We start from the raw sequence: 25,230 nt of genomic DNA, 5'->3' as shown, positions 1-25,230 counted from the left end.
CGTCGGGCGCCGGCGCGGCTGCGGTTCCAGATCGACCACAGGAGAGATGCCATGACCACGCGCCGCCCCCTGCTGCACCGCTTCACCGCATTCGCACTGCTGGCCCTGGCGGGCGCAGCACTCGCCGACGACACGCCGCGGCCGCGCGCCGCGGCCTACATACCGGTTCCACTGCAGGCCAGCATCGACCGGGTGCAGCCGATGACCGGAATCGTGCTGTGGAACGACAACACCAGCGACCTCGCCGCAATCGGCGACGATGTGCAGCTGGAATTCGCCTACTTCAAATACAGCGATGTCGCGACCGGGCCGGGCGTCTATGACTGGTCGCTGGTCGATGCCAGGCTGGCGTCGGCGGCCGCGCGCGGCCACCAGATGATCCTGCGCTTCCACGACACCTACCCCGGCGACACGGTGGTGTCGATTCCCGCCCACGTCGCCAGCGCGCCCGACCACGTGCTGAGCTACCGTCAGGTCGAAGGCCAGCAGACCTTCGTGCCGGACTGGCGGTCCGCCACGCTGCGGACTTTCATTCTCGAGTTCTACACCCGGTTCGCACAGCGCTACGACCTCGATCCCCGGATCGCATTCCTGCAGGTCGGGTTCGGCTCCTATGCCGAGTACCACCTCTGGGACGGGCCGCTGACCCTGGGCAGGACGTTCCCATCGAAGACCTTCCAGCAGCAGTTCCTGATGCACCTTGGCGATGCCTTCGATCAGACGCCCTGGTCGCTGTCGATCGACGCCGCCAGCGCGACGTACTCGCCGTTCTCCGCGGTGCCTGCGTTGCGGCAGCTGCGCTTCGGGCTGTTCGACGATTCCTTCATGCACGAGACGCATTCCGAGGACAACCAGGAATACAACCGCGCCTCCTGGCTGTTCTTCGGCAGCACGCGCTACCACGACAGCCCCGCGGGCGGCGAATTCAACTACTACAGCGATTACGACCAGGCGCACGTGCTGGATCCGGACGGTCCCTGGGGACGGAGCTTCGAATCCTTCGCGGCGCAGTACCACATCAGCTACATGATCGGGAACGATCAGCCCGGGTATCAGTCGCGCGCACGGATCCGCGAGGCGGCGATGGCAACCGGCTACGCGTTCCGCGTCACGACCTTGTCCAGCAATGGCGAGTGCGTGCGGATGACGGTGCGCAACGAAGGTGTGGCGCCGATCTACCACGACGCGTGGCCGGCGGCGGATGGCCATCGCCTGGGGACGTCGTTGAAGGGGTTGCTGCCCGGTGCGGAACGGACCGCCGCGGCCTGCATCGGCCCGCATGCGCGGGCGACGCTGGAGGTCGGGATCGAAAGCGATCGCCTCGTGCCGGGTCAGCGCATCCAGTTCAATGCGTCCTTGCCGTAAGCGCATCCGACCGGCCTGATTTGTAGCGACCGCCGTAGCGCGCAACAGACTGATGGCGGAATAGCTGGCTCGTTTGCGCCTCCATGCGGGCACGCATACATCACGCCCCCAGCCCGCTGACGCCGGCTTGTTCCTCATGGCCCAATGCAGGATCGAAGCGCCCACGTTCGATGTCCGGGAGCACAGCATTGCCACCAGCGCCTGAAAGTGCGAGGCGGAGGATCAGGTGGCGCCTCAAGTCAGGCGGCGCATCGCGCGGTATTCCCGCAGCGCGTGTCGGCGCCGCCGGGCGCAGAACCACAGGAGGGCCGCACTCCACGCGGCGGCGGCGAGCAGCAACTGGCTGGCGGCCTCGCGCCAGGGCGCGTCTCCGAGGAGAAATGCGCCGACGACCACTGCCCCTGCATATCCGAGCAGTGTCAGAACGGCGACGCGCGTGATCCGCAGTTCCCGCAGCCCGGTACGGAGCTGGGTCAGGCGCACGCGTGCATAGCTGGACACGTCGAGCGCTGCGGCCTCGACCGGTGCACGCGACGCGCGCAACAGCAGCCACCACGCCGCCGGCATGTAGACCACGAAGAACGGCATGACCAGCCAGTACGCCGGGGTGACGGCGGCGCCGGCCAGCGGCCGGAGCAACATCGCGACCGCGCCCAGCGTGATTGCGATCTCGAGCGCCCGCCGCAGTTTTAGCCGCAGCCGATGGCGGCGCACGCGCCGGATCAGCGCTGCGCTGTCCGTCGACGGCTGCGCCGCCTGCCATGCGTGCCGCAGCAGGTCATCGAAATCATTCACGGCGTGGTCTCCTCGCGGGCTTGCAGGGTTTTGAGCTGGTGGCGGGCGCGGTGCAGGCGTACGCCGACGTTCTCCATCGAGATGCCGAGAAGCTCGGCGATCTCGCCGTAGTCGAAGCCTTCGAGTTGCAGCATCAGCGGCTGGCGCAGCGTCAGGGGGAGGGTGGCCAGGGCTTCGAACAGCCACTCGCTGCGTGCGCGCTCGGCATCGGCGACGGAGTTCGGGTCCGGCACATCGTGGGTATCGGGGTCAAGCGGCAGCGGCGCCGGCGTGCGGATGGCCGAGCGCACATGGCTCGCGCCGAGGTTGTGCGCGACCCGTAGCGCGAAGGGCAGGAGGCGATCGTGCGCGCGCAACGTCGGCAGCGCCTGCCAGACCGCCAGCAGCACGTCCTGCATCAGTTCGTCGCGCAGCGCTGGGTTGAGTTCATAGCCGCAGACCGCGCGCCAGAGTTGCGGGTGGAGCGCTTGGACCTGGGACCACGAAGGGGGCATGGCATCGGACAAATCGGGCGGTGTCCACAGAGCAGTCGTCGCGAGGCGTGGATTTCTTACACGGACATCTTGTTGCATCGGCGACGTAAGAAATGCGCCGCTGCCGGCGACTGATCCGGGTACACCCACCCTGGAGTTGCCGATGCATTCTCTCATCCCATGGTCCATCGCCGGTCTGCTGACCTGTGCGCCGTTGCTGCCCGCGCAGGCTTCGCCAACGGCGCTGGCGCTCGATGGCGTCCGCATCATCGATGTCGAGCGCAGCCGCAGCAGCGCGCCGCGCTGCGTGCGCATCGAAGGCGGCCGGATCGCCCGCGTCACCCGCCCCGGCAGCCGCGCCTGCCAGCGCGATGCCATCGTCGTGTCACTGGCGGATCGCTATTTGATGCCCGGCCTGATCGATATGCATGCGCATCTGTCGTTGGGGCCGATGGTGGTGCGGCAGGAGGGCGACGCGATCGTCATGGAAGCGCTGCCTGACGACGCCATCGCCGAACACAACGCTGCGCGCCTGGTCGGCTTCGGGGTGACCACGATCCGCAACCCGGCCGGTGATCTCGCCGCCGCGGCACGTTACAAGGCGCGCCTCGCCGACGCCACGCTGACCGGCCCGGAAAGTTTCGATGCCGGGCACGTGCTCAATGACGCCGGCCTGCCCGGGCTCGCGACCGGCGTGACCACGACTGACGATGTGCGTCGCGTCGTGGCCGAACAGGTCGACGCCGGCGCCGACTGGATCAAGCTCTATACCGGCCTGTCGCCGGAACTGCTGCAGGCAGGAGTCGAGGCCGCGCATGCGCAAGGCCGCCCGGCCGTCGCGCACCTCGAAGAGATCGCATGGACCGATGCGCTGCCGATGGGGCTGGATGGACTCGTGCATCTGATGCCGGTGAGCCCGGATCTGCTGGCGCCCGCCGACGCGGAGGGGTATGTCGCGTCGCGTCGCCCGGCGACGTTCGCGTTCTTCGAGTGGTGGGAGCATTTCGATCCCGATGGCGCGGAGGCGGATCGCCTCGTCGCGGCGTTCGACCAGTACCGTCCGGTGTTCGATGCCACCCTCGTCGCCTTCCATGCGGCCTTCGTCCAGGACCGGGACGACAGCCCGTACCGTCGCGATGCCGAACGCTATGCGCATCCGCGGCTGCTGGCGAACTGGACCGATTTCTTCACCTTCGCCATCGGCTGGGAACCCGCGGATTTCGAACGTGCCCGCGCGATTTGGCCGAAGGTGCAGCGTATGGCCGCGCGCCTCTACGCGACGGGTGCGCGGATGACGCTGGGCACCGACATGAGCAATCCCTGGATCGCACCGGGCGTCAGCCTGCACCGCGAGATGGCGCTGCTGGCCGAGGCCGGCGTGCCGAACGCGCGCATCCTGCGCGCCGCGACGGCGAACGCGGCCGATGCGCTGGGCGCGGGCGATCGGCTGGGTCGTGTCCTGGTCGGGCACGAAGCGGATCTGCTCGTGCTCGATGGCGATCCGCTCGCGGATCTGGCGCATGCGCGTGATGCACGCGCGGTGGTGCTCGATGGCCGCTATCTCGATCGCGCCGCACTGACCGCGCTGCGGGGTGAGGAATGAGCGCGCGTCGCGGCGGCGGCGTGCGGCGTCCCTGGCGCTGGATCGCGCTCGGCGGCGTGGTCTGTCTGCTGGCATGGATCGCGCTGGCGGTCGGGATCGCGCTCGGCGTCGACCGGACGACGCGGATCGTGCTGGTGACCGTGGCCGCGGTTGCGACCGAAGGGCTGGTGTGGCTGAGCGCGTTCCTGCTGGGTCTGCGCGTATTCGAGGCGCGGCAGCGGCTGTGGCAGGCGCTGCGGGCGCGTTTCGCCCGCTGACGGCAATAAAAAACGGGCGCCTCGCGGCGCCCGTTCCTTCGCACACGATGATCGATCAACCGATCAGTAGCGGTAGTGGTCCGGCTTGAACGGGCCCTCGACCGGCACGCCGATGTAGTCGGCCTGTTCCTTCGTCAACGTGGTCAGCTTCACGCCGATCTTTTCCAGATGCAGGCGCGCGACCTCCTCGTCGAGGTGCTTGGGCAGCAGGTACACCTTGTTCTCGTAGGTGTCCTTGTTCGCCCACAGGTCGATCTGCGCGAGGGTCTGGTTGGCGAACGAGTTCGACATCACGAAGCTCGGGTGGCCGGTGGCGCAGCCCAGGTTCACCAGACGGCCGTCGGCCAGCAGGAAGATCGCGTTGCCGTTGCCGAAGATGTACTTGTCGACCTGCGGCTTGATGTTGATCTTCTCCACGCCCTTCAGCGTGTTCAGCGCATCGACCTGGATCTCGTTGTCGAAGTGGCCGATGTTGCAGACGATGGCCTGGTCCTTCATGCCCTGCATGTGGTCGACGGTGATGATGTCCTTGTTGCCGGTCGTGGTGACGTAGATGTCACCGCGGCCCAGCGTGGCTTCGATCGTGTTGACCTCGAAGCCTTCCATCGCCGCCTGCAGGGCGCAGATCGGATCGATCTCGGTGACCACGACGCGCGCGCCGTAGGCACGCAGCGACGCCGCGCAGCCCTTGCCCACGTCGCCGTAGCCGCATACCACGGCAACCTTGCCGGCCAGCATCACGTCCATCGCGCGCTTGAGGCCGTCGGCCAGCGACTCGCGGCAGCCGTAGAGGTTGTCGAACTTCGACTTGGTGACCGAGTCGTTAACGTTGATCGCGGGCACCAGCAACGTACCGGCCTGGGCCAGCTGGTACAGGCGGTGCACGCCGGTGGTGGTTTCTTCAGAAACGCCCTTCCACTCGGCGACAGTGCGGGTCCAGAAATCCGGACGCTCGCTGCGCACACGCTTGAGCAGCGCCTTGATGACCTGCTCCTCGTGGCTGCCGCCGGTGCTGTTGACCCAGCTGTCGTCGCCCTTTTCGAGCTCGTAGCCCTTGTGGATCAGCAGGGTCACGTCGCCGCCGTCGTCGACGACCAGCTCGGGACCGATCAGGCCGCCCTTGCCGTCGGGGAAGCTCAGCGCTTCGAGCGTGCAGTCCCAGTATTCCTCCAGCGTCTCGCCTTTCCAGGCAAACACCGGCGTGCCGGTCGCGGCGATCGCGGCGGCAGCATGGTCCTGGGTCGAGAAGATGTTGCACGACGCCCAGCGCACGTCGGCGCCGATGTCCTTCAGGGTCTCGATCAGCACCGCGGTCTGGATTGTCATATGCAGCGAACCGGTCACGCGCACGCCCTTGAGCGGCAGGGTGGCGGCGTGCTTCTTGCGGATCGACATCAGGCCCGGCATCTCGTGCTCGGCGATGTCGAGTTCCTTGCGGCCCCAGTCGGCGAGCGAAATGTCGGCGACCTTGTAATCACCTTCGGTCGAGAAGGTCTTGAGTTGTGCGTTCATGGCAGCTCCGTAATGGAATGCGTCGTGCGCATTCGCGAGTACGGGCGCCGTTCGCAGGACACCGCGCCGAGCCTGGCCGTGCAGCACGGTCGCAGCGCCCCTCGGCGAGGCGACGGTCATTCTATCCCAGCCCCGGGCGGGGCCGTGGGCCCTGCGCATTCACCCTGAACCCCGCTTCATCCCCGGTCCCGACCCCTAGGGTCAACCCCAGTGCGCAGTACTGCTGCATGCCTCAGCATGCCGCCCTTGTCGCGATCGGCCTCACCGCCATTGATCGATGACGCATTCGCCGGTGCAGGACGCGCCGGATTGAGGGCCGCGCGATGCGGCCCGTTTTTCTTTCGGCGTCCGCATCCTCACGGGTCTGGCGCAGGACGCGGCGACGCGCAAGTCCCGACAGTCCCGGTCCGTGTGCGGCAGTGGACGTCGGATGCGCGGTTATGCTCGACGACCCGTGTGCTTCCGGATCGCCTGCCGATGTCCTCAACGAGTCCCCGCCGCCGCCTCTCCGTCGTCGTCTCCGCCACCCTGCTCGTCGCGACGCTGTCCTGGGGCGCGCCCGTGCTTGCCCAGAGTGCGAACGAAGCCGCGCCCGCCGACACCGGCTACCAGTTGCCACCCGAAGCGCTGCAGGCGATTGTCGATGCGCCGCGTCCGCCGCGGTTGCTGCTGAGCCCGCAGCGCGATCTCGTCGCGTTCCTGCAGACGCCGGCGCTGCCGAGCATCGCCGAGGTGGCGCAGCCCGAGCTCAAGCTCGGCGGCATCCGCATCAATCCGAAGACGTACTCGACCAGCCGCGCGTCGTTCGTGACCGACGTTTGGCTCAAGCCGGTCGATGGCGGCGACGAGCAGCGCATCGCCGGCCTGCCGGAACCGTTGTCCCTGGCCTCGCTGCTGTGGTCGCCGGACCAGCGCCACATCGCCTTCAGCCAGGTCGACGTGCGCGCCGGTGAAGTGCAACTGTGGGTGATTGATGTGGCCACGCGCCAGGCGCGGCGCCTGCTCGCGCAGCCGCTCAACGCGGTGGTCGGCAACGGCTTCGAGTGGATGCCCGACAGCGCCGGGCTGCTGGTGCGCCTGCGCCCCGAAGGGCAGGGCAGCGTGCCGGAGGACGCGGGCATTCCCGCGGGCCCGAACGTGCAGGAAACCGGCGCCGGCGGCACGGTGCAGCAGCTACGCACGTATCAGGATCTGCTGCGCAGCGAAGCCGATGCGCGCGTGTTCGCGCATTACATGAACAGCCAGCTCGCGCGCGTGGCACTCGACGGCACCGTGTCGCCGATCGGCGCGCCCGGCCTGACTACCAGCGCGACCCTGTCGCCCGACGGCCGCCACATCCTGCGCCAGCAGATCGATCGTCCGTTCTCGTATCTCGTGCCCTACACGCGCTTCCCGCGACGCATCGAAGTCGTCGGCCTGGACGGCCAGGTGCAGCACACCGTCGCGACACTGCCGCTGGTCGAAGGCCTGCCGGTCGGCAACGACGCGGTGCCCACCGGCAAGCGGTCCGTGTCCTGGCGCAGTGATGCGCCGGCCACGCTCGCATGGGTCGAAGCGCAGGACGGCGGCGACCCCGCGCGCGAAGTCGCGGTGCGCGACATCGTCCACATGCAGGCGGCGCCGTTCCGCGGACAGCCGCAGGTGCTGGCCGAACTCTCGATGCGCTACGCCGGCACGCAGTGGGGCAGCGGCGATCTCGCATTGCTGACCGAGTACTGGTGGAAGACGCGGCGCATCCGCGAGTGGCGCCTGCAGCCCGACGGTGGCGAGCCGGTCATGGTGCGCGACGGGTCCTACGAGGACCGCTACGCCGATCCGGGCATGGCGGTGACAATGCCCGACGCGACCGGCAACAGCCGCCTGCTGATCGCCTCCGACGGCAACAGCATCTACCGCATCGGCGATGGCGCCTCGGAGGAGGGCGACCGCCCGTTCCTCGACCGCCAGAACCTCGCCGACGGCAGCACCACGCGCTTGTTCCATTCGCAGGCGCCGTACTACGAATCGCCCAGCGCAGTGCTCGATGCCGACGCGACGCGCCTGCTGACCTCGCGCGAGACCCAGACCGAGCCGGCGAACTATGTCGTCCGCAATCTGCAGGCCGCCGCGGACGGCGCCGAGCCGGTCCCGCTGACTGCGTTCGAGCACCCGACGCCGCAGTTGCGCGACGTGCAGAAGGAGCTCGTGCGCTTCAAGCGCAAGGACGGCGTGGATCTCACCGGCACGCTGTACCTGCCCGCCGGTTACGACGCCAAGCGCGACGGCCCGCTGCCGATGCTGATGTGGGCGTATCCGGGCGAGTTCAAATCCGCCGACGCCGCCAGCCAGGTCACCGATTCGCCGTACCGCTTCAATGCGGTCGGCTACTGGGGCCCGCAGGCGTTCCTGGCGATGGGCTACGCGGTGTTCGCCGATGTGTCGATGCCGATCATCGGCGAGGGAGATGCGGAACCGAACGACACCTACATCGAGCAGTTGGTGGCCAGCGCCGAGGCGGCGATCGACGAGGCGGTGCGCCGCGGTGTCGCCGACCGTCGCCGGGTCGCGATCGGCGGCCATTCCTACGGTGCCTTCATGACCGGCAATCTGCTCGCGCATTCGCGCCTGTTCGCTGCCGGCATCGCCCGCAGCGGCGCCTACAACCGCACGCTGACCCCGTTCGGCTTCCAGGCCGAGGAGCGCAACTACTGGCAAGCCCAGCAGACCTATCTACAGATGTCGCCGTTCAACTACGCCGGCGACATCAAGGATCCGATCCTGCTGATCCACGGCGAGGAGGACAACAACTCCGGCACGTTCCCGATGCAGAGCGAGCGCATGTTCGCCGCGATCAAGGGCCTAGGCGGCAACGCGCGCCTGGTGATGCTGCCCAAGGAATCGCACGGCTACCGCGCGCGCGAGTCGATCCTGCACATGCTCTACGAGACCAACGCCTGGCTCGACCAGTACGTGAAGAATCGGCCGGCGGAAGATGCGGCGCGCTGAGCGTCGAAACGTTGCGTCTCACGCCTAACCGCTTTTTGGAGCAGAACTTGACCTCGCCTCGCGCGAGGCTTCAAGGCGCTTGAAGTGAACACCTCTCCCTCCGGGAGAGGTCGACGCGCACAGCGCGTCGGGTGAGGGTCAGGGGCACTGCATAGAGGCGGCCGACCGCACGCATGCCCTTTCGACACTCTCTAACCCGCGCGCGTCGTCCGGAAGAGTTTGGGAAACACACGGATGGCGTGACCTGGAGTGCGGCTCAGCCGGAAACACAACGGGTATCAAAGCGGGTGGACAGGATCCGCTTACGCCCACTCCGGCAACGGCAGATCCGCCACCGCGTGACGCATGCTGTCGTTCCAGTGGTCGCGGATCGACTGCAGGTAGGCGTCGCCCTCTTCAAAGCGCTGCTGGATCTCGATTTTGAGGCTGTCGCGCTTGTAGACCAGCAGATCGATCGGCGGGCCGACGGACAGGTTGGAGCGGATCGTCGAATCGAACGACACCAGCGCGCATTTGGTCGCGGTGACCAGATCCGTGTGCTTGTTGATCACCCGGTCGAGGATCGGCTTGCCGAACTTGATTTCGCCGGTCTGGAAGAACGGTGTCTCGCCGGCGCTCTCGATGAAGTTGCCTTCCGAGTACACCAGGAACAGGCGGGGCGCCTCGCCGCGGATCTGGCCGCCGACGATGAAGGAACCACTCGGATCGATGCCGCCGTCGCGCAGATAGGCTTCATCACGGCCGCGGATCTCGCGCATCGCATCGCCGACCACCTGCGCCACCTGGAACATCGATTGCGCATTGAGTATGCCGACACGTTCGGGCTCATGGCGCGCGCGATGCTCGAGCAGGTTGAGCACGTTCTGCGTCAGCGACAGATTGCCCGACGACAGCGTCACCACGACACGTTCGCCGTCCTGGGCGAAGATCCGCATCTTGCCGGCCCGGCGGATGTGGTCCACGCCGGCGTTGGTACGCGAGTCGGAGGCCAGTACCAGGCCCTCGTCGAGGTTCAGTCCGATGCAGTAGGTCATGTCGTATCGCGGTACAGCGCAATCGCCATTGTGCCCCGCGGCGACGGGTAGTGACAGCTCAGGACGTGCGCTGCCATTGCGACTGCCGCATGACCGGTGGTGCGACGGGCGCCGCGCCGGTGGTCATGAACTGCCGGTGGATCTCGCTGCCGAGCTTGGACAGCCGCGCCATGGTGTCCTGCAGCCACGGCTCCAGCCCGCCCGCGATGATCTCGTCGATATGCGCATAGCGCGCCTGCGCGGCCAGTGCGCCGGCCAGCCGGGCCACCTCGAGCGACTCGCCGCCCGACAGTTGCTGCAGAATCTGGTGGATCGCGCCGACGCAGGTCTGCAGTGAGCGCGGGTTGTCGTCGTTGAGCAGCATCAGTGCCGCGACACCGGCCGGACTGACCGATTCTCGGTACAGGCGGCGGTAGGTTTCGAACGCCGACAGCGCCTGCAGCAGCGCGCTCCACTGGAAATACTGGGTGGCGTCGCGCGCTTCGCCGGTTTCCGGCAGCGTTTCGTCGCTGCTGATCATGTCGAGCAGCCGGATCGACCAGTCCGCGCGTTCGATGAAGGCGCCCATCTGCAGGAACTGGTAGCCCTCACCGCGGCCGAGCGTGCCGATGGTGATGCCGCGGAACGCGGCGGAGCGGGTCTTCACCCATTCCAGCGCACTGCTCAGCCCGTCCTGGCGCAGGCGCGCGCTGTCGAAGCGGCGGATTTCCAGCCACGAGCTGTTGAGGTCTTCGTACATCTCCGCGGTGATCGCGACGCGCTGCGCGCGGGCGTTCTCGCGCGCGGCGCGCAGGCAGCTGTAGATCGAGCCGGGATTGGTCGGCGAGAGCAGCAGATGCTGGACCACGCTCTCGGCATCAATGCGGCCATGGGCCTGCTCGAATTCCTGCGCCGAACCCAGCGAGTCGAGCGCGCGACGCCAGGGCGCGGCTTGGGCCTTGCCGCGGTCAAGCCGCTCGGGCAGCAACGCGATGCGCTGCGCCATGTCGAGCAGACGCGCGGTGTTCTCGGCGCGCTCCATGTTGCGGGCCACCCAGTAGAGATCGTTCGCGGTGCGGCAAAGCATGGGTCAGCGCCTGTTCGAATAGCCGGCGCGCGGTGCGCCGATGGACAAGGGAACGCGATCCCGGGCGTTCGGCGCGCGACGGCTGCAGGAGAGCGGCATCACGCGCCTCATGCCTCCATCACCCAGGTGTCCTTGGTGCCGCCGCCCTGCGACGAGTTCACGACCAGCGAGCCCTCACGCAGGGCCACGCGCGTGAGGCCGCCGGGAATCACGTGGATACGGCGTCCAGTGAGGATGTAGGGACGCAGATCGATATGGCGGGGCGCGAGACCACTCTCGACATAGGTCGGGCAGGTCGACAGCGACAGCGTCGGCTGGGCGATGTAGTTGCTCGGATCGGCGAGGATGCGCGCGCGGAACTCTTCGATCTCGGCCTTCGTTGACGCGGGGCCCACGAGCATGCCGTAGCCGCCGGCACCATGGACTTCCTTGACCACCAGTTCGGGCAGATGCTCGAGCGTGTACTTGAGGTCGTCCTTGTTGCGCAGCTGCCAGGTGGGCACGTTGTGCAGGATCGGCTCTTCACTGAGATAGTAGCGGATCATTTCGGGCACGTAGGGATACACCGACTTGTCGTCGCCGACACCGGTGCCCGGCGCGTTCGCCAGCGTCACATTGCCCGCGCGATAGGCGCCGAACAGGCCCGGCACGCCGAGATGCGACTCGGGGCGGAACACCGTCGGGTCGAGGAAGTCATCATTGATACGGCGGTAGATCACGTGGACACGCTGCGCACCGCGTGTGGTCTGGGCGTAGACCATGTCGTTCTGCACGAACAGATCCGCGCCCTCGACCAGTTCCACACCCATCTGCTGGGCCAGGAACGCATGTTCAAAATACGCCGAGTTCGCGGCGCCCGGGGTCAGCACCGCGACCACCGGGTTGTCGACGTTGGCCGGTGCGCACTCGCGCAGGATGTCGAACAGGGCATCGGGATAGCGCTCGACCGGCGCGATCTGCTGGCGCGCGAACAGCTCGGGCGTCAGCCGCGCCATCATCCGGCGGTTTTCCAGCATGTAGGACACGCCGGACGCCACGCGCAGGTTGTCCTCGAGCACGTAGTACTCGCCGTCGCCGGCGCGCACCAGGTCGATGCCCGAGACATGGGAGTAGGTATTGCAGGCGACCTTGAGGCCCTGCATCTCTTTGCGGTACTCGCTGTTGTCGAGCACCAGTTCGGTCGGGATGCGGCCGTCGCGCAGGATGCGCTGGTCGCCGTAGATGTCGCCGAGGAACAGGTTCAGCGCATGCACGCGCTGACGCAGCCCGGCTTCGAGCATCTTCCATTCGCGGGCCGGCAGCACTCGCGGCACGATGTCGAACGGGATCAGGCGCTCATTGCCGGATTCCTCGCCATAGACCGAAAACGTGATGCCGACGCGGTGGAAGGAGATCTCCGCTTCGCGCCGCTTGTGCGCGACCTGCTCGTCGGAGGTGGCTTTGAGCCAGTCGTCGAAGCCGCGATAGTGCGGGCGAACATGCCCGTCGGCATCGTGCATCTCGTCATAGCTGGGCGGCATCGGGTGACAGGCTCCGTGGGCAGTGCGCGGGCGGATCTGTGCTGCACTGCACAGATAGCATGCGAACTCCGCGATGCACAACGGGTGATGGCGCCGGCGCGCCCAACGAAAAACGGGCCGCATGTGCGGCCCGTTCCGGATGTGTCGCAGTCGCGGCAGGTGCCGCGATGGGATTCTTACTTCAGCGTGGCGTCCGTACGCAGTGCATCCGCGCGATCGGTCTTCTCCCACGAGAACGACGTCGCACTCTGCGACTTGCCGGTAGCGTCGGTGTAGCTGAAGTCCTTCGGCTTGCGGCCGAAGTGGCCGTAGGCCGCCGTCTGCTGATACATCGGGTGGATCAGATCCAGCATCTGGATGATGCCGTACGGACGCAGGTCGAAATGCTTGCGGATCAGCTTTTCGATCTTCTCGTCCGGAATCTTGCCGGTGCCGAACGTGGTCACCGAGATCGAGGTCGGCTCGGCGACACCGATGGCGTACGAGACCTGCACTTCGCAACGGTCGGCCAGGCCGGCGGCGACGACGTTCTTGGCGACATAACGCGCGGCATACGCCGCCGAGCGGTCGACCTTCGACGGATCCTTGCCCGAGAACGCACCGCCACCGTGGCGCGCCCAGCCGCCGTAGGTATCGACGATGATCTTGCGGCCGGTCAGGCCGCAGTCGCCCACGGGGCCGCCGATGATGAACTTGCCGGTGGGATTGATGTGGAACTTGGTGCCCTTGTGCAGCCACTTGGCCGGCAGTACCGGCTTGATGATCTCTTCGCGGACGGCCTCGATCAGATCCTTCTGCTTGATGCCCGGATCGTGCTGGGTCGACAGCACCACTGCGTCGATCGCGGTCGCCTTGCCGTCTTCATAGCGCAGCGTGACCTGCGACTTCGCGTCGGGCCGCAGCCACGACAGGTTCGAATTCTTCTTCTTGCGCACCTGCGCCTGGCGCTCGACCAGACGGTGCGACAGGTGGATCGCGGCCGGCATGAAGCTGTCGGTCTCGTTGGTCGCATAGCCGAACATCAGGCCTTGGTCGCCGGCGCCCTGCTGCTCGGGGTTCTTGCGGTCCACGCCCTGGTTGATGTCGGGCGACTGCTTGCCGATCAGGTTCAGCACGCCACAGGTCTCGCCATCGAAACCGACGTCGGAGCTGTTGTAGCCGATGTCGAGGATTACCTTGCGGGTCAGCGCTTCGAGATCGATCCAGGCGCTGGTGGTCACTTCACCGGCGACGATCGCCACACCGGTCTTGACCATCGTCTCGCAGGCCACGCGCGCACGCTTGTCCTGCGCGAGGATCGCGTCGAGGACGGCATCGGAAATCTGGTCGGCGATCTTGTCCGGGTGGCCTTCGGAGACCGACTCGGAGGTGAAGAGATAGCTGGACATCGGGGCTATATCCCTATATTCGGATGAAAAGATGGGCCGAAATGATACAGCGCCGGCCGTGGAATTGCATTGTGCCCTGCGGCGGATTGCACTGCGGTTAAGTACCCCGTCGCCCGCCGGTCGACTGTCACGGGCCTGAAAGCGGACTGCAATCCGGGCGACGCGGGGCTGGCCCAGGCTGCGCGCATCCCGCCCGACCTGGCACCCCATGCTTCGGATCGAGGATCGTCTCAGGCAACGCTGGCCCGACTGGTTCCGCGGCCGCCGCGCCCGCATCGTCCGCCCGCTGCTGCGCGGCATCGGCCACTGGTCGCGCTTCGATGACATCGACACGTTTCTCACCGGCACCGCGCATCTCGCCGGGTTCGACTTCGTCGCCGCCTGCAGTGAACACTTGGGCCTGCGCTTCGACGTGACCGATGCCGACGTCGCCCGGATTCCGGCGCGCGGCCGTTTGCTGGTGGTCGCCAACCATCCGTCCGGTGCGCTCGATGCCCTCGCTCTTCTGGCCTGCATCGGCAGGGTGCGCCGCGACGTGCGCATCGTCGCCAACGATCTGCTGGCGACGGTCCAGCCGCTGGCGCCGCTGATGCTCGGCGTGCGGATCCTCGGCGGCAGGCCGACCGAAGCCAGCATCGCCGCGGTCGAGGCCGCGCTGCGCGAGGAGGCTTGCGTGGTGATCTTCCCGGCCGGCGAGGTGTCGCGGCTCGGGCCGGCCGGGGTGCGCGATTCGCGCTGGCGTCGCGGCGTACTGCGCTTCGTCCGCAACACCGGTGCGCCGGTGTTGCCGGTCCGCATCGACGCGCGCAATTCGCCGCTTTTCTATGGTGTCTCCGCGCTGTACCGGCCGGCGGGTACGGTGCTGCTCGCACGCGAAATGTACGCCCGGCGTGCCCGGCCGCTGCGGTTGCGCATCGGCACGCCGCTGGCCTTGCCCGCCGACGACGATGGCGATGCGGTGCTGCGCTCGCTGCGGCGCCAGCTTTATGCGATCGGTACCCGCCGCGAGGCCTGCGCCGACGGACAGGCCCCGCTTGCGCGTCCGGTGTCGCCAGCGCATCTCCGCGCGGCTGTCCTGTCGACCGAATGCCTGTGCGAACTCGGCGTGGGACAACAGGTGCGGTTGCTGCGAGGGAATCTGCGCAATCCGCTGCTGCGCGAGATCGGCCGGCTGCGCGAGCTGACGTTCCGCCGGGTCGGGGAGGGCACCGGACGCGCGCGCGATCTCGACGCATTCGATACGCACTACGACCATATCGTGTTGTGGGACGACACCGCGGCGCGTGTGGTCGGCGCGTACCGCGTCGCTTGCGGCGCGGAGGTCCTCGCGCAACGTGGTCTCGAAGGTCTCTATTCGGCCTCCCTGTTCCGTTATGCCGACGCGGCGCTGCCGCGCCTGCAGGCCGGCATGGAACTCGGCCGCAGCTTCGTCGTGCCCGAGTGTTGGGGCGGGCGTGGACTCGACGCCCTGTGGCAGGGCATCGGCGCGTACCTGCGGCGCCACCCGCAGGTGCGCTGGCTGTACGGCCCGGCTTCGATCAGCGCGGCCCTGCCGCGCGACGCACGCGAGCAACTGGTCGCCTACTTCCAGCGTTATCACGCTGGCGATGGACTCGCGGCCGCACGTCGGCCGTTCGCGTTCGCAGGCGCGGCGCCGTCCTTCGGGGATATCGATCAGGCATCCGCGCTGGCGCGACTGAAGGCCGGACTGGCCACGTTCGGTGCCGGCGTGCCCACGCTGTATCGCCAGTACGTCGAACTGTGCGAACCGGGCGGCGCGCGCTTTCTCGCATTCGGCGTCGATCCCGATTTCAGCAATTCCGTCGACGGACTGGTCGAACTGGACCTGCATCGCCTGCGTCCGCACAAGCGGCGCCGCTACCTGGGGAAGACCGACGCATGAGCCAGCCTGCCCGACTGCCGCCACCACGCCCCCATCACCGCGCCGTATTCGTGTCCGACGTGCACCTGGGCGCCAAGCACTGCCACGCCGCGGAACTGGCCCACTTTTTGGATGGCCTGCGCTGCGACCGGCTGTACCTGGTCGGCGACATCGTGGACCTGTGGTGGATGGCCCAGCGCCGTGCGCGCTGGGGAGCGCCGCAGGTCCGCGTGATCGAAGCGCTGCATGCCCTGCATCGCGCCGGCACGACGATCGTCTACGTGCCGGGCAACCACGACCGCGCGTTGCGGCGCGTCTGCGGCCTCGCGCTGCCGGCGATGCAGGTGCGCCGCCGCACCGTGCACGAGACCGCCGACGGACGTCGCCTGCTGGTCACCCATGGCGACGACTACGATGCCGTGACGCACTTCGGCGGCCTGCAGGAACGTTTCGGCGACTGGCTCTACTACCGCATCCTCACCGGCAACCAGTGGCTCAACCGCGCACGCAGGCAGCTGGGCATGCGCTACTGGTCGCTGTCGGAATTCCTCAAGCAGCGCAGCGGCGCGGCCGAGCGTTACATCGAACGCTTCGTGCAAGCCGGCCTTGACGATGCGCGACGGCGCGGTCTCGACGGCATCGTCTGCGGCCATATCCATCGCGCGTCGCTGATCGAGCGCGACGGTCTGGTGTATGCCAACGACGGCGACTGGGTCGAAAGCCTGACCGCGCTGGCCGAAGCGCAGGACGGCAGCCTGCGCCTGTTGTCGCATCAGGGCGAGGTGCTCGCGGCCTTGCCGGCACGCGACGCGAAGGTGCCAGTCGAACCCGTGCCGCGCGCGGCCTGAAGCACCGCCGTCGCGTGGCCGACTGCTAGCATCGGCGGATGGATTCCCTGACCCAGATCGTCCTCGGCGCATCGGTCGCCGCCGCCATCGTGCCTGCCGCTCATCGCCGCGCCGCGCTCGCGGCCGGTGCCGTACTCGGCACCCTGCCGGACCTGGACGGCATTCCGATTGCGCTGATAACCGACGACCCGGTGCTGCGCATGACGCTGCATCGCGGGCTGACGCATTCGTTGCTGGTGTTGCCGTTGATCGCCGCGGCGATCTGGTGGCTGTTCAAGCGCTTCGGCAAGGGCCGGGTCGCCGCATCGCCGGTGCGCTGGTTCTGGGCGATCGCGCTGGCCCTGATCACGCATCCACTGCTCGATGCGTTCACCGTCTACGGGACACAGCTGTGGTGGCCGCTGAAGCCGCCGCCCGCGATGTGGTCGAGCGTCTTCATCATCGATCCGCTCTACACCTTGTGGCTGCTGATCGGCGTGCTCGTCGCCGCGTTCGCCGGTCCGCGCCTGATCGCCGGTCGCCTGATCGCGGCAGGGCTCGTGCTGAGCACGGCGTATCTGGGCTGGTCGTTGGTCGCGAAAGGCCTGGTCGAGCGGGAGGCCGATCGCGCGCTGGTCGCGATGGGCCTCGGTGATGCGCCCCGGTTCTCTGTGCCGATGCCAGGCAACACCGTGTTGTGGCGCGTGGTTGCAATGACCGACGAAGGCTACGTCGAGGGATTCCGCTCGCTGGCGGTCGATCGCGGCCCGATGCGCTTCGCCGCGTACCCGTCCGATATCGACGCCTTGCGCGAGAACGCGGGCCTGCCTGCGGTGCAACGGCTTGCGTGGTTCAACCACGGCTTCATGGGCGCGACGGTCGTCAACAACACCCTGCAGCTCAGCGACCTGCGCATGGGCAACGAGCCGGACTATTTCTTCCGCTTCGACGTCGCGCAGCGCGCGGGCGATGGCTGGCAATCGATCCCGCCGGTGCAGGCGCCGATGGCGCGCGACATCGCGGAGACCTGGAATGCGACCTGGGCACGGATCTGGGAGCAGCCGGCGTCGGGCGGAGCGGACAACGGGGCCGGGAACGCGCGGCACTGATCGATTTGATTGAAAGGCGGCGCAGGTAAGCGAGAGACTCTTGGTGTCGTGCGATGCCCGCGCCGATGCGACTCAAGTGCAGCCTTAAAAAAAACGGGCCGCCCGGATGGGCGGCCCGTCATGGCTCGATCTATATTGACTCAGAGATCCCAGCGAATGCTGAAGCGCGCATAGCGGGGCAGCGTGTAGCTGACGACGCGACCTGCCTGGTTGTACGGCACGCCGGGGCCGCCGTTCTCGCCGTACTCGATCCGGTTCTGCTCGGTCTGTGAATTGAAGACGTTGAAGATATCCACGCCGAACTCCAACCGGGATCCAGCAAACTCAGGACGATACGCGACGCCGACGTCCAGATTCTTGTTCCAGGGCAGGCGGCCGGCGCTACCGCGCGGAGTGGGCTGGTTGTTGCAGTAGAAGTAGTAGGGTCCGCCGTACGCGTAGAGAGCGTTGAACTCCTCGTTCTCGGGAGTGTCCGGGTAGTAGCCCATGCAGTTCTTGGGTCGACCCGATGCAAGGCTTGCGGTTGCGGAAACTCGCCACTCGGGGGTGATCTGATAGAAACCGCTCGCCTTGATGTAGTGCCTGCGGTCATTGGGCAGGTACCCGTTCGCGTTCTCCATCAATTCGGGATGGTCCCAGTCCTGCGTCTGCGACACGTCCGTCTGGCCGATGTCGGACTTGAGCTGGCCCTCCGCGTTGCCGTAGTTCTTGGAGAGGGTGTAGTCGACACGAGCCATCCATGTGCCATCGAAGGGGCGTTCGAGGAACAGATCCAGCCCTTGATAGTTGCGCTTCAGCTCCGGAAATCCGAGCTGCTCCTTGCTCAACGCCACCTCGACAAGCGTGCCAGTGCCGTCATCGAGCTGGAACGTATTCGCCTCGCCGGGGTTGAACAGTCGGCAGTTGGCCAATGCGTTGCCCAGATTATCGGCGCCTTCTTCGCTGTAGCCGTTGGCGATCGCCCAGTTGTAGGCGGGGCGGTAGTCGCACATGTCATCGATGGCGCTCTGCAGGCGGCGGTAGACGTAACGTGCGCCGTAGGTGAACTTGTCGCCGATGGTGTTCTCGAAGCCAATGGCAACTTCGTCCTGGAAATGGGACTTCAGGCCTTTGGCAGCAACCGAGTTGGGATCCGGCGCCTGACCGTACTCGCGATTGGTGGAGTAGGGGCCGTCGCCCAGTGGCGTCAGTCCCTGCGGGACGCCGGTCACGGGGTCGATACCGGTGAACGCGAAATACTCGTTGGTGTACAGCGAGCCGGCTGCACCGCGCAATGCGACGTTGTTGGGCATGGCCAGGTGGTAGCGGCCTGCATTGGCGAAGAGCTTCAGCGAAGAATCACCGCGCACGTCCCAGCTGAGACCCAGCCGTGGGGCCCACTGATCCTTTTGCGCGACGTAGACCACGTTGTCGGCGTTGTAGTTTTCGAAATTCTCGTTGCGAATGCCGAGCGACAACAGGAAGTTGTCCGTGATCTGCCAGCGATCCTCGATGTAATACCCCCACTGCTTGACGCTGAAGGTACCGCCGTTCGCGAATTTATACTGGGACACATAATCGCCATTGCCGCCCGGGCAGAGCGCGCCGCCGCCGCCGGGAATCGCGGTGCCGCCGCTGCCGGTGCCGCACGACTCGTAGCGCCAGCTGTAGCCGGGACCCGAAGTGACCTGCCCCTGTCGCGATTCGGAGTCGTGGCGGTCGTAGCCGAACCTGAGCAAGTGACTGCCGAGATCCCACTCGAGGTCCAGACGCCCGCCCTCGGTTTCGTTGTAGGCGTCGGAGAATGCGAGTTGCTGGTAGGCGCCGCGCTGGATGGGGTTGGCGATCGATCGTGTGTCACTGACGTAGACCTGCGACGGGTCGTAGCCCACTGGATCCGCAATGTCGTCCAGCTTCTGCGTGCCGTACAGCGCGGTCAGGGTGAGCGAATCGGTGAGGTAGCCGGTGTACTTGCCGATGTAGAGTTCGCCGCCCTCTTCATACAGATAACCGCCGGTTTTCTCGCTGCCGTACTGGTAGGTATCCTCGCCGGGGTCGTAGGTCAGGCCGTAATAGCTCACCGAGCGCTTCTCGACATCGGAAACCGCAGTCACTTCCAGCAGATGGTCGTCGCTGATCTGCCAGTCGAGCTTGGCCGTCCAGCGGGGCATATCGAAATCAGTGGTCTGCAACCCGTTCGCGACATTGCCGGGGCGGGCCAATACGCCGACCTGCTCCTGCTGCACGATCTCGCCTCCGGCATACAGGAACAGCCGATCCTTGATCAGCGGGCCGCTGGCGCTCACACCATAGGAGAAGGAATTGACGGTGACTTCGTCACGCTTGGTGTGAACGAGCCCATCGCTAGGCGTTCCGTTGTCGGGATAGATGATGTTCTTGTAGGTAGCACGCAGGCCGGACGGCGTGTAGCTGACCAGACCGCCGAACTCCCACTCGTTGCCACCGCGTTTGGTGACGATATTGACGACGCCGCCGGTCGCGCGGCCGAACTCCGCGCCGTAGCCACCGGTGATGACCTGCATCTGGCTGATGGCGTCGAACGGCAGCGTTGTCGAGCCGATATTCGTCAGCGGATTGGTGACCGAGTAACCATTGATGTAGAACGCGTTCTCGGAGGCCGATGAGCCACCGAACGACGCCCCGCCGGGATAGCGCGAGTCGGCCTGCACAACGCCGGGAGCCAGCAGCGCCACCGATTCGATCGAGCGGCCGACCGTCATCTTCTCCAGCCGATCGGCAGTAAACACCGAGCGCGTGTCGGTCTGGGACACATCGGTGACCGGGATATAGGTGCCCCGGACTTCCACCCGATCGAGCTCCTGCATGGCGCTTCGTTCGGTAAAGGAGACATCCGTGCCACTCGCGATCGTGACCGCGACGTTCTCGCGCACTGCGACCTGTGCGCCGTCGCGCTGTTGCGTCACGGTGTAGACGCCATCTGGAAGGGACGTTGCGCGGTAGCGACCGTTTGCATCGACCTGGACGGACCTCGAGAACCCCGTGCCTGCGTTTCGGATGACGATGGTGGTGCCAGGTTCTGCCTGACCGAAGATGATGCCGGTGATGTTGGATTGCGCGTGGGCAATGTTGCCGGAGAGCGCTGCGCCGAGCGCAAGACACAGTGCGGCTCTACGCACGGACGAATGCACGAATTTCATGTAGTCGGACCCCATTAATAAATCGGTGGCAGCTGGATTCGCGGTTAGTTTTGTCAAGAGCAAAACTTAACGAACGTTCATGCCTGTAACACTCGATTCATTAGTCCGCGATAACTTAACTGATATTGATACTATTAGATTCTGATTTTTGCATTATTTGATTTTATATCTGCGCTTTATGTCTTTTCGCGCGGATTGGGCGTGGTTTCGAATCGACATGCGCGTGCCGAACTGCGTTCAACGGCAGGTCCTGCGCGTGATTCGACCTCCAGAAAGGCGCTTCTAGATCGTCATTGCACCCCGGATCGACGGCGACGAATCCCTTCGACTCAGGCCGCGAGCCCCGGCCTGGTATTCCCCGCCACCAGCGCATCGAAGTAGTCACGGGTCAGCGCGAGCTGCGCTTCAGCGGTCTCGGCGCGGTTGACCACGCTGCGGAAGGCGGCGTTTTCCGGGCGATCTTTGGCGTACCAGCCCAGGTGCTTACGCGCGATGCGCACGCCGGAGGCCTCGCCGTAGAACGTGTGCAGGGCTTCGAGATGGCCGAGCAGAATGTCGCGGATTTCGGCCAGCGTCGGCGGCGGCAGATGCGCACCCGTGGCGAGGAAATGCGCGATCTCCCGGAAGATCCACGGCCGCCCCTGCGCGGCGCGACCGACCATCACCGCATCGCAGCCGGTGTGGTGCAGCACCGCCCGCGCTTTCTCAGGCGAGTCGATGTCGCCGTTGGCGAGCACCGGAATCGACAGCGCAGCCTTGATCGCGGCGATTGTGTCGTACTCGGCTGTGCCGATGTAGTGCTGATCGCGCGTGCGGCCGTGCACCGCGAGCGCGGCGATGCCGGCGTCTTCGGCGATGCGCGCGATGGTCGGCGCATTGCGATGCTCGGTGCACCAGCCGGTGCGGATCTTCAGCGTCACCGGCACGTCGACCGCACGCACCACCGCGTCGAGGATGCGCGCGACCAGGGCCTCGTCCTGCATCAAAGCCGAGCCGGCCCAGGCGTTGCAGACCTTCTTCGCCGGGCAGCCCATGTTGATGTCGATGATCTGCGCGCCGTGATCGACGTTGTAGCGGGCGGCGTCGGCCAGCATTGCCGGCTCGGTGCCGGCGATCTGCACGCCGACCGGCGCCGGTTCGCCGTCGTGGTCCATGCGCCGCAGCGACTTCTCGGTCTGCCAGAAGCGCGGATCGCTGATCGTCATTTCCGACATCGCCAGGCCCGCGCCCAGCCGTTTGCACAGTTGCCGGAACGGTTTGTCGGTGACCCCGGCCATCGGCGCGAGGACCACGTTCGGTTCGATGCGGTAGGGGCCGATCTGCATGGCGCCATTGTCGCCGATCAGGCGTCGGGTCGGTCCGGAAGCTGGCTGAGATGGTAGATCGCGAAGCGCGCCTGGCTCGACAGCAGCACCAGCAGCAGGCTGCCATCGTCGAGGCGGCGCAGGCGACCGCCGGAGAGCTGCTCGAATGGCGCAGCTTCGCGTAGTGACAGCGGCACGTCTTCGGACGGATCGTGTTCCGTCAGGGCCTGCATGCCCGATCCGATCATAGCGAGCATCTGCGGCTCGCCGCGCACAGGAAGCAGCAGATGTCGTGCCGCGGTGCTGTCCCCGACCCGCGCGAAGCACAAAACGCCGTCTGCGGTGTCGTCGATGCTCGCCTGGAACGACGCGCCTCGCCGGATGCCGCCTGCGTCAAAACGGATGACGTCGACCTGCCAATGTCCACGCACGTCGCCGAGTCGCGCAGGCGGGCTCAGCATGCGGCCGCGCGCTTCCTCAAGCAGCGCCTGTTCAACTGGCGTGATGCGTCGCTCGGCGTCGACGCTGGCCACAAACTCGTCCAGACGGATCTGCTCATCCGCAGGCGGCGCGACTGCCGCAGCGTTGCCGCCCGCTATGAAAAACGAGGACGCAAGCAGCGCAACGATATGAACGCTGCGCATCATCATGATGCCGAGGCCGGCAGCCGCGGCATCGCCAGGGCCGCGCCGACATGTTCGGTCGAGAGCGCCGCATAGCGGTTGGCGAAACGCACATGCTCGGCGAACGGGTGCGCGTGCACGTGGGCAGCTGCGTAGGCCGCGGCGAGGGCGCCGTTGAACGCATCGCCGGCGCCGGTCGTGTCTACCGGCTCCACCTTGTCGGCGGCGACGCGATAGAACGGCGCGACGTCGCCGCGCAGCTGGTCCTCGCGGTGGGATACAAACGCGCCGGCGGCGCCGAGGGTGATCACCACGGTGCCGCGCGGCAGCAGGGTGCGGCACAGGCGGTGCAACTGCGCATCGGACGTCGTGGCGATCGTCTCGCTTTCGATGCGATGGCTGGTGTGGCGTTCCAGCAATGCAGCGAACTCGGTTTCGTTCGGGGTGAGGATGTCGGCCGCGGCCAGCAGTTCGCGCAGGCATTGCGCGTTCGCCGGGGCCGGGTTGAGCATCGTGGTGGTGCCAGACGCGCGCGCCAGGCGCATCGCTTCGAGCACGCTGTCGAGCGGTGACTCGAGCTGCGACAACAGTACCCGCGCCCCGGTGAGCGCTTCCGCCTGTCGGCCCAGCCACGCGACGCTGAGGTCGGCGTTGGCGCCGGCGCCGATGACGATGGTGTTGTGGCCCGCTTCGTCGACATAGATGCCGGCGGTGCCGGTGGGCTGGCTGCTGTCGTGCACGCGCAGATCGATGCCGTCTGCTTCCGCGAGCGCGCGCGCCTGGCGACCGCCGTCGTCGTCGCCCAGCGCGCACAGAAAGCCGGTCTCGGCGCCCGCACGTGCAGCGGCGACCGCCTGGTTGAAGCCCTTGCCGCCGGGACCTGTGTGGTAACGCCCGCTCAGCGTTTCGCCCAGACGCGGCAGGGTGGCGCAGTTCCAGACATGGTCGACATTGAACGACCCGACGACGACGACATGGCTCACTTCACATCCCCTGGTGCATCGATTCGATGCGGATACCGCACGTGGATCACCATGCCGCCGACAGCACACCAGCGATCGTCGCCGTCATCATCGTCGCGATCGATCCGCCCAGCACGGCGCGCAGGCCCAGGCGGGCGAGGTCGGCGCGGCGCTCGGGCGCGATACCGCCGATGCCGCCGATCTGGATCGCGATGGAACTGAAGTTGGCGAAGCCGCACAGCGCATAGGTCGCGATCAGCGCGCCCTGCGGCCCGAGCGTCACGCCAGCCACGTTGCCCTGCAGGATTTCACCGAGCTGCATGTAGGCGACGAATTCGTTGAGCACGACCTTGGTCCCGATCAGGCCGCCGACCGTGGCGGCATCTTCCCAGGGCACGCCGATCAGCCAGGCCAGCGGCGACAGCGTCCAGCCCAGCAGCGCCGAGAGATCGGTCGGACGGCCGAGCAGCGTCTGCAGACCGGTCACCTCGCCCATCCACACCAGCGGTGCATTGAGCAGGGCGATCAGGGCAATGAAGGCCAGCAGCATCGCGCCGACGTTCAGTGCGAGCTTCAGACCATCGGCCGCGCCTGCGGCGGCCGCATCGATGACGTTGGCCGTGGTCTTCTCCACGTGCACGCGGACTGCGCCGAGGGTCTGCGGCACGCCGGTCTCGGGCACCAGGATCTTGGCGATCACCAGCGTCGCCGGCGCCGCCATGACGCTGGCGGTGATCAGGTGCTTGGCATACACGGCCTGTTGCGCCGGGTCATTGCCGCCCAGCAGCAGCACGTAGGCGCCCAGCACGCCGCCTGCGATCGTCGCCATGCCGCCGACCATCAGCGTCAGCAGCTCCGAAGTCGTCATGCCGGCGATGTACGGACGCACGACCAGCGGCGCCTCGGTCTGGCCGATGAAGGCATTCGCGCACACCGACAGCGTTTCCGCGCCGGAGACGCGCATGGCCTTGGTGATCACCCAGGCCATGCCCTGGACGATCTTCTGCATCACGCCCAGGTGATAGAGCACGCTCATGAAGCTCGCGAAGAAGATGATCGTCGGCAGCACCTGGAACGCGAACACGAAGCCGAACTTCCCGGCATCACTGAAGTCGCCGAAGATGAAACGCGCGCCTTCGGTGGTGAAGCCGAGCAGTCGGACGAAGCCGCCTGAAAGCGTGTCGAACACGCTCGCGCCCCAGGGCGTCAGCAGGACCACACACGCGATTACGACCTGCAGCAGCAGGCCCATGCCGACAAGGCGCCAGTCAACCAGACGCCGGTTGTTGGAAAACAGCCACGTGATGCCGATCAGCACGGCGAGACCGAACAGGCCGAATCCAGCCCGCAGCAGGAAATCCATGGTC

19 protein-coding genes and 1 riboswitch are annotated in these 25,230 nt (G+C 66.7%); of the genes, 7 read left to right on the top strand and 12 right to left on the bottom strand.

The genetic code is table 11. The annotated features are described in order from the left end of the window. Positions 1-51 precede the first annotated feature (51 nt). A complete protein-coding gene (locus tag J2W68_RS01795; protein WP_310232132.1) occupies positions 52-1,365 on the top strand; it encodes a hypothetical protein in 1,314 nt (437 codons plus the stop codon). 234 nt (positions 1,366-1,599) lie between these two features. On the opposite strand, the gene J2W68_RS01790 is transcribed toward J2W68_RS01795, so the two are convergent. Further along, positions 1,600-2,160, bottom strand: coding sequence for a hypothetical protein (locus J2W68_RS01790; RefSeq protein ID WP_310232130.1), 561 nt, complete (start codon positions 2,158-2,160; stop codon positions 1,600-1,602). Then, complete coding sequence (locus J2W68_RS01785) at positions 2,157-2,654, bottom strand: RNA polymerase sigma factor (protein WP_310232128.1); 498 nt, start codon at positions 2,652-2,654, stop codon at positions 2,157-2,159. The genes J2W68_RS01790 and J2W68_RS01785 overlap by 4 nt, the downstream gene beginning before the upstream one ends. Positions 2,655-2,796: 142 nt before the next feature. Between J2W68_RS01785 and J2W68_RS01780 the strand changes: the two genes are divergently transcribed. Next, on the top strand, positions 2,797-4,236 hold the full coding sequence (locus J2W68_RS01780) for an amidohydrolase family protein (RefSeq protein ID WP_310232126.1): 1,440 nt from the start codon (positions 2,797-2,799) through the stop codon (positions 4,234-4,236). Continuing rightward, positions 4,233-4,493 (top strand): hypothetical protein, encoded by a 261-nt coding sequence (locus J2W68_RS01775; RefSeq protein ID WP_310232123.1) that lies wholly within the window; start codon positions 4,233-4,235, stop codon positions 4,491-4,493. The genes J2W68_RS01780 and J2W68_RS01775 overlap by 4 nt, the downstream gene beginning before the upstream one ends. 63 nt (positions 4,494-4,556) lie before the next feature. Here the strand turns inward: J2W68_RS01775 and ahcY are convergent, their stop codons facing one another. Next, positions 4,557-6,005 carry an adenosylhomocysteinase gene (ahcY, locus tag J2W68_RS01770; RefSeq protein WP_310232121.1) on the bottom strand — a complete coding sequence of 483 codons (1,449 nt, stop codon included), beginning with the start codon at positions 6,003-6,005 and terminating at the stop codon, positions 4,557-4,559. Positions 6,006-6,040: 35 nt separating this feature from the next. Then, positions 6,041-6,114, bottom strand: a riboswitch (S-adenosyl-L-homocysteine riboswitch). A 368-nt stretch (positions 6,115-6,482) separates the two neighbouring features. On the opposite strand from ahcY, the gene J2W68_RS01765 reads away from it, so the two are divergent. Then, positions 6,483-8,990: a S9 family peptidase gene (locus J2W68_RS01765; RefSeq protein WP_310232119.1), complete on the top strand. Its 2,508-nt coding sequence runs from the start codon at positions 6,483-6,485 to the stop codon at positions 8,988-8,990. Between the two features lie 302 nt (positions 8,991-9,292). On the opposite strand, the gene J2W68_RS01760 is transcribed toward J2W68_RS01765, so the two are convergent. The 4 genes from J2W68_RS01760 to metK all read right to left on the bottom strand — a co-directional run bounded on the left by J2W68_RS01760 (position 9,293) and on the right by metK (position 13,998). Next, complete coding sequence (locus J2W68_RS01760; RefSeq protein WP_310232117.1) at positions 9,293-10,024, bottom strand: peptidase; 732 nt, start codon at positions 10,022-10,024, stop codon at positions 9,293-9,295. 58 nt (positions 10,025-10,082) lie between these two features. Next, positions 10,083-11,090 (bottom strand): alpha-E domain-containing protein, encoded by a 1,008-nt coding sequence (locus tag J2W68_RS01755; protein WP_310232115.1) that lies wholly within the window; start codon positions 11,088-11,090, stop codon positions 10,083-10,085. Positions 11,091-11,197: 107 nt separating this feature from the next. Beyond that, positions 11,198-12,610 carry a circularly permuted type 2 ATP-grasp protein gene (locus J2W68_RS01750; protein ID WP_310232112.1) on the bottom strand — a complete coding sequence of 471 codons (1,413 nt, stop codon included), beginning with the start codon at positions 12,608-12,610 and terminating at the stop codon, positions 11,198-11,200. Between the two features lie 176 nt (positions 12,611-12,786). Next, complete coding sequence (gene metK, locus J2W68_RS01745; RefSeq protein ID WP_310232110.1) at positions 12,787-13,998, bottom strand: methionine adenosyltransferase; 1,212 nt, start codon at positions 13,996-13,998, stop codon at positions 12,787-12,789. A gap of 208 nt (positions 13,999-14,206) precedes the next feature. Here metK and J2W68_RS01740 point away from each other — a divergent pair, with 208 nt between their 5' ends. From J2W68_RS01740 to J2W68_RS01730, 3 genes are read left to right on the top strand one after another with little or no spacing between them, the layout of a single operon-like run. Then, on the top strand, positions 14,207-15,901 hold the full coding sequence (locus tag J2W68_RS01740; RefSeq protein ID WP_310232107.1) for a lysophospholipid acyltransferase family protein: 1,695 nt from the start codon (positions 14,207-14,209) through the stop codon (positions 15,899-15,901). Beyond that, complete coding sequence (locus J2W68_RS01735; RefSeq protein ID WP_310232104.1) at positions 15,898-16,728, top strand: UDP-2,3-diacylglucosamine diphosphatase; 831 nt, start codon at positions 15,898-15,900, stop codon at positions 16,726-16,728. Before J2W68_RS01740 ends, J2W68_RS01735 begins: the two co-directional genes overlap by 4 nt. 38 nt (positions 16,729-16,766) lie before the next feature. Further along, complete coding sequence (locus J2W68_RS01730) at positions 16,767-17,816, top strand: metal-dependent hydrolase (RefSeq protein ID WP_310232101.1); 1,050 nt, start codon at positions 16,767-16,769, stop codon at positions 17,814-17,816. Between the two features lie 140 nt (positions 17,817-17,956). Here the strand turns inward: J2W68_RS01730 and J2W68_RS01725 are convergent, their stop codons facing one another. From J2W68_RS01725 to J2W68_RS01705, 5 genes are all read right to left on the bottom strand, one after another. After that, a complete protein-coding gene (locus J2W68_RS01725) occupies positions 17,957-20,989 on the bottom strand; it encodes a TonB-dependent receptor (protein ID WP_310232097.1) in 3,033 nt (1,010 codons plus the stop codon). 314 nt (positions 20,990-21,303) lie between these two features. Next, positions 21,304-22,299, bottom strand: a complete 996-nt coding sequence (dusB, locus tag J2W68_RS01720; protein ID WP_310232094.1) for a tRNA dihydrouridine synthase DusB — start codon at positions 22,297-22,299, stop codon at positions 21,304-21,306. Positions 22,300-22,316: 17 nt separating this feature from the next. Beyond that, complete coding sequence (locus J2W68_RS01715) at positions 22,317-22,928, bottom strand: hypothetical protein (protein ID WP_310232093.1); 612 nt, start codon at positions 22,926-22,928, stop codon at positions 22,317-22,319. After that, entirely contained in the window at positions 22,925-23,884 is a 960-nt protein-coding gene (locus J2W68_RS01710) for a ribokinase (RefSeq protein ID WP_310232090.1), read from the bottom strand. The genes J2W68_RS01715 and J2W68_RS01710 overlap by 4 nt, the downstream gene beginning before the upstream one ends. 46 nt (positions 23,885-23,930) lie before the next feature. Next, a complete protein-coding gene (locus J2W68_RS01705) occupies positions 23,931-25,226 on the bottom strand; it encodes a NupC/NupG family nucleoside CNT transporter (protein WP_310232088.1) in 1,296 nt (431 codons plus the stop codon). Positions 25,227-25,230: the final 4 nt, after the last annotated feature.

Source organism: Luteimonas terrae (assembly GCF_031457535.1).
Taxonomy (GTDB): Bacteria; Pseudomonadota; Gammaproteobacteria; order Xanthomonadales; family Xanthomonadaceae; genus Luteimonas; species Luteimonas terrae_A.
The sequence above is the reverse complement of the archived record's forward strand: the minus strand, read 5'-3'. Positions and strand labels throughout refer to the sequence as shown.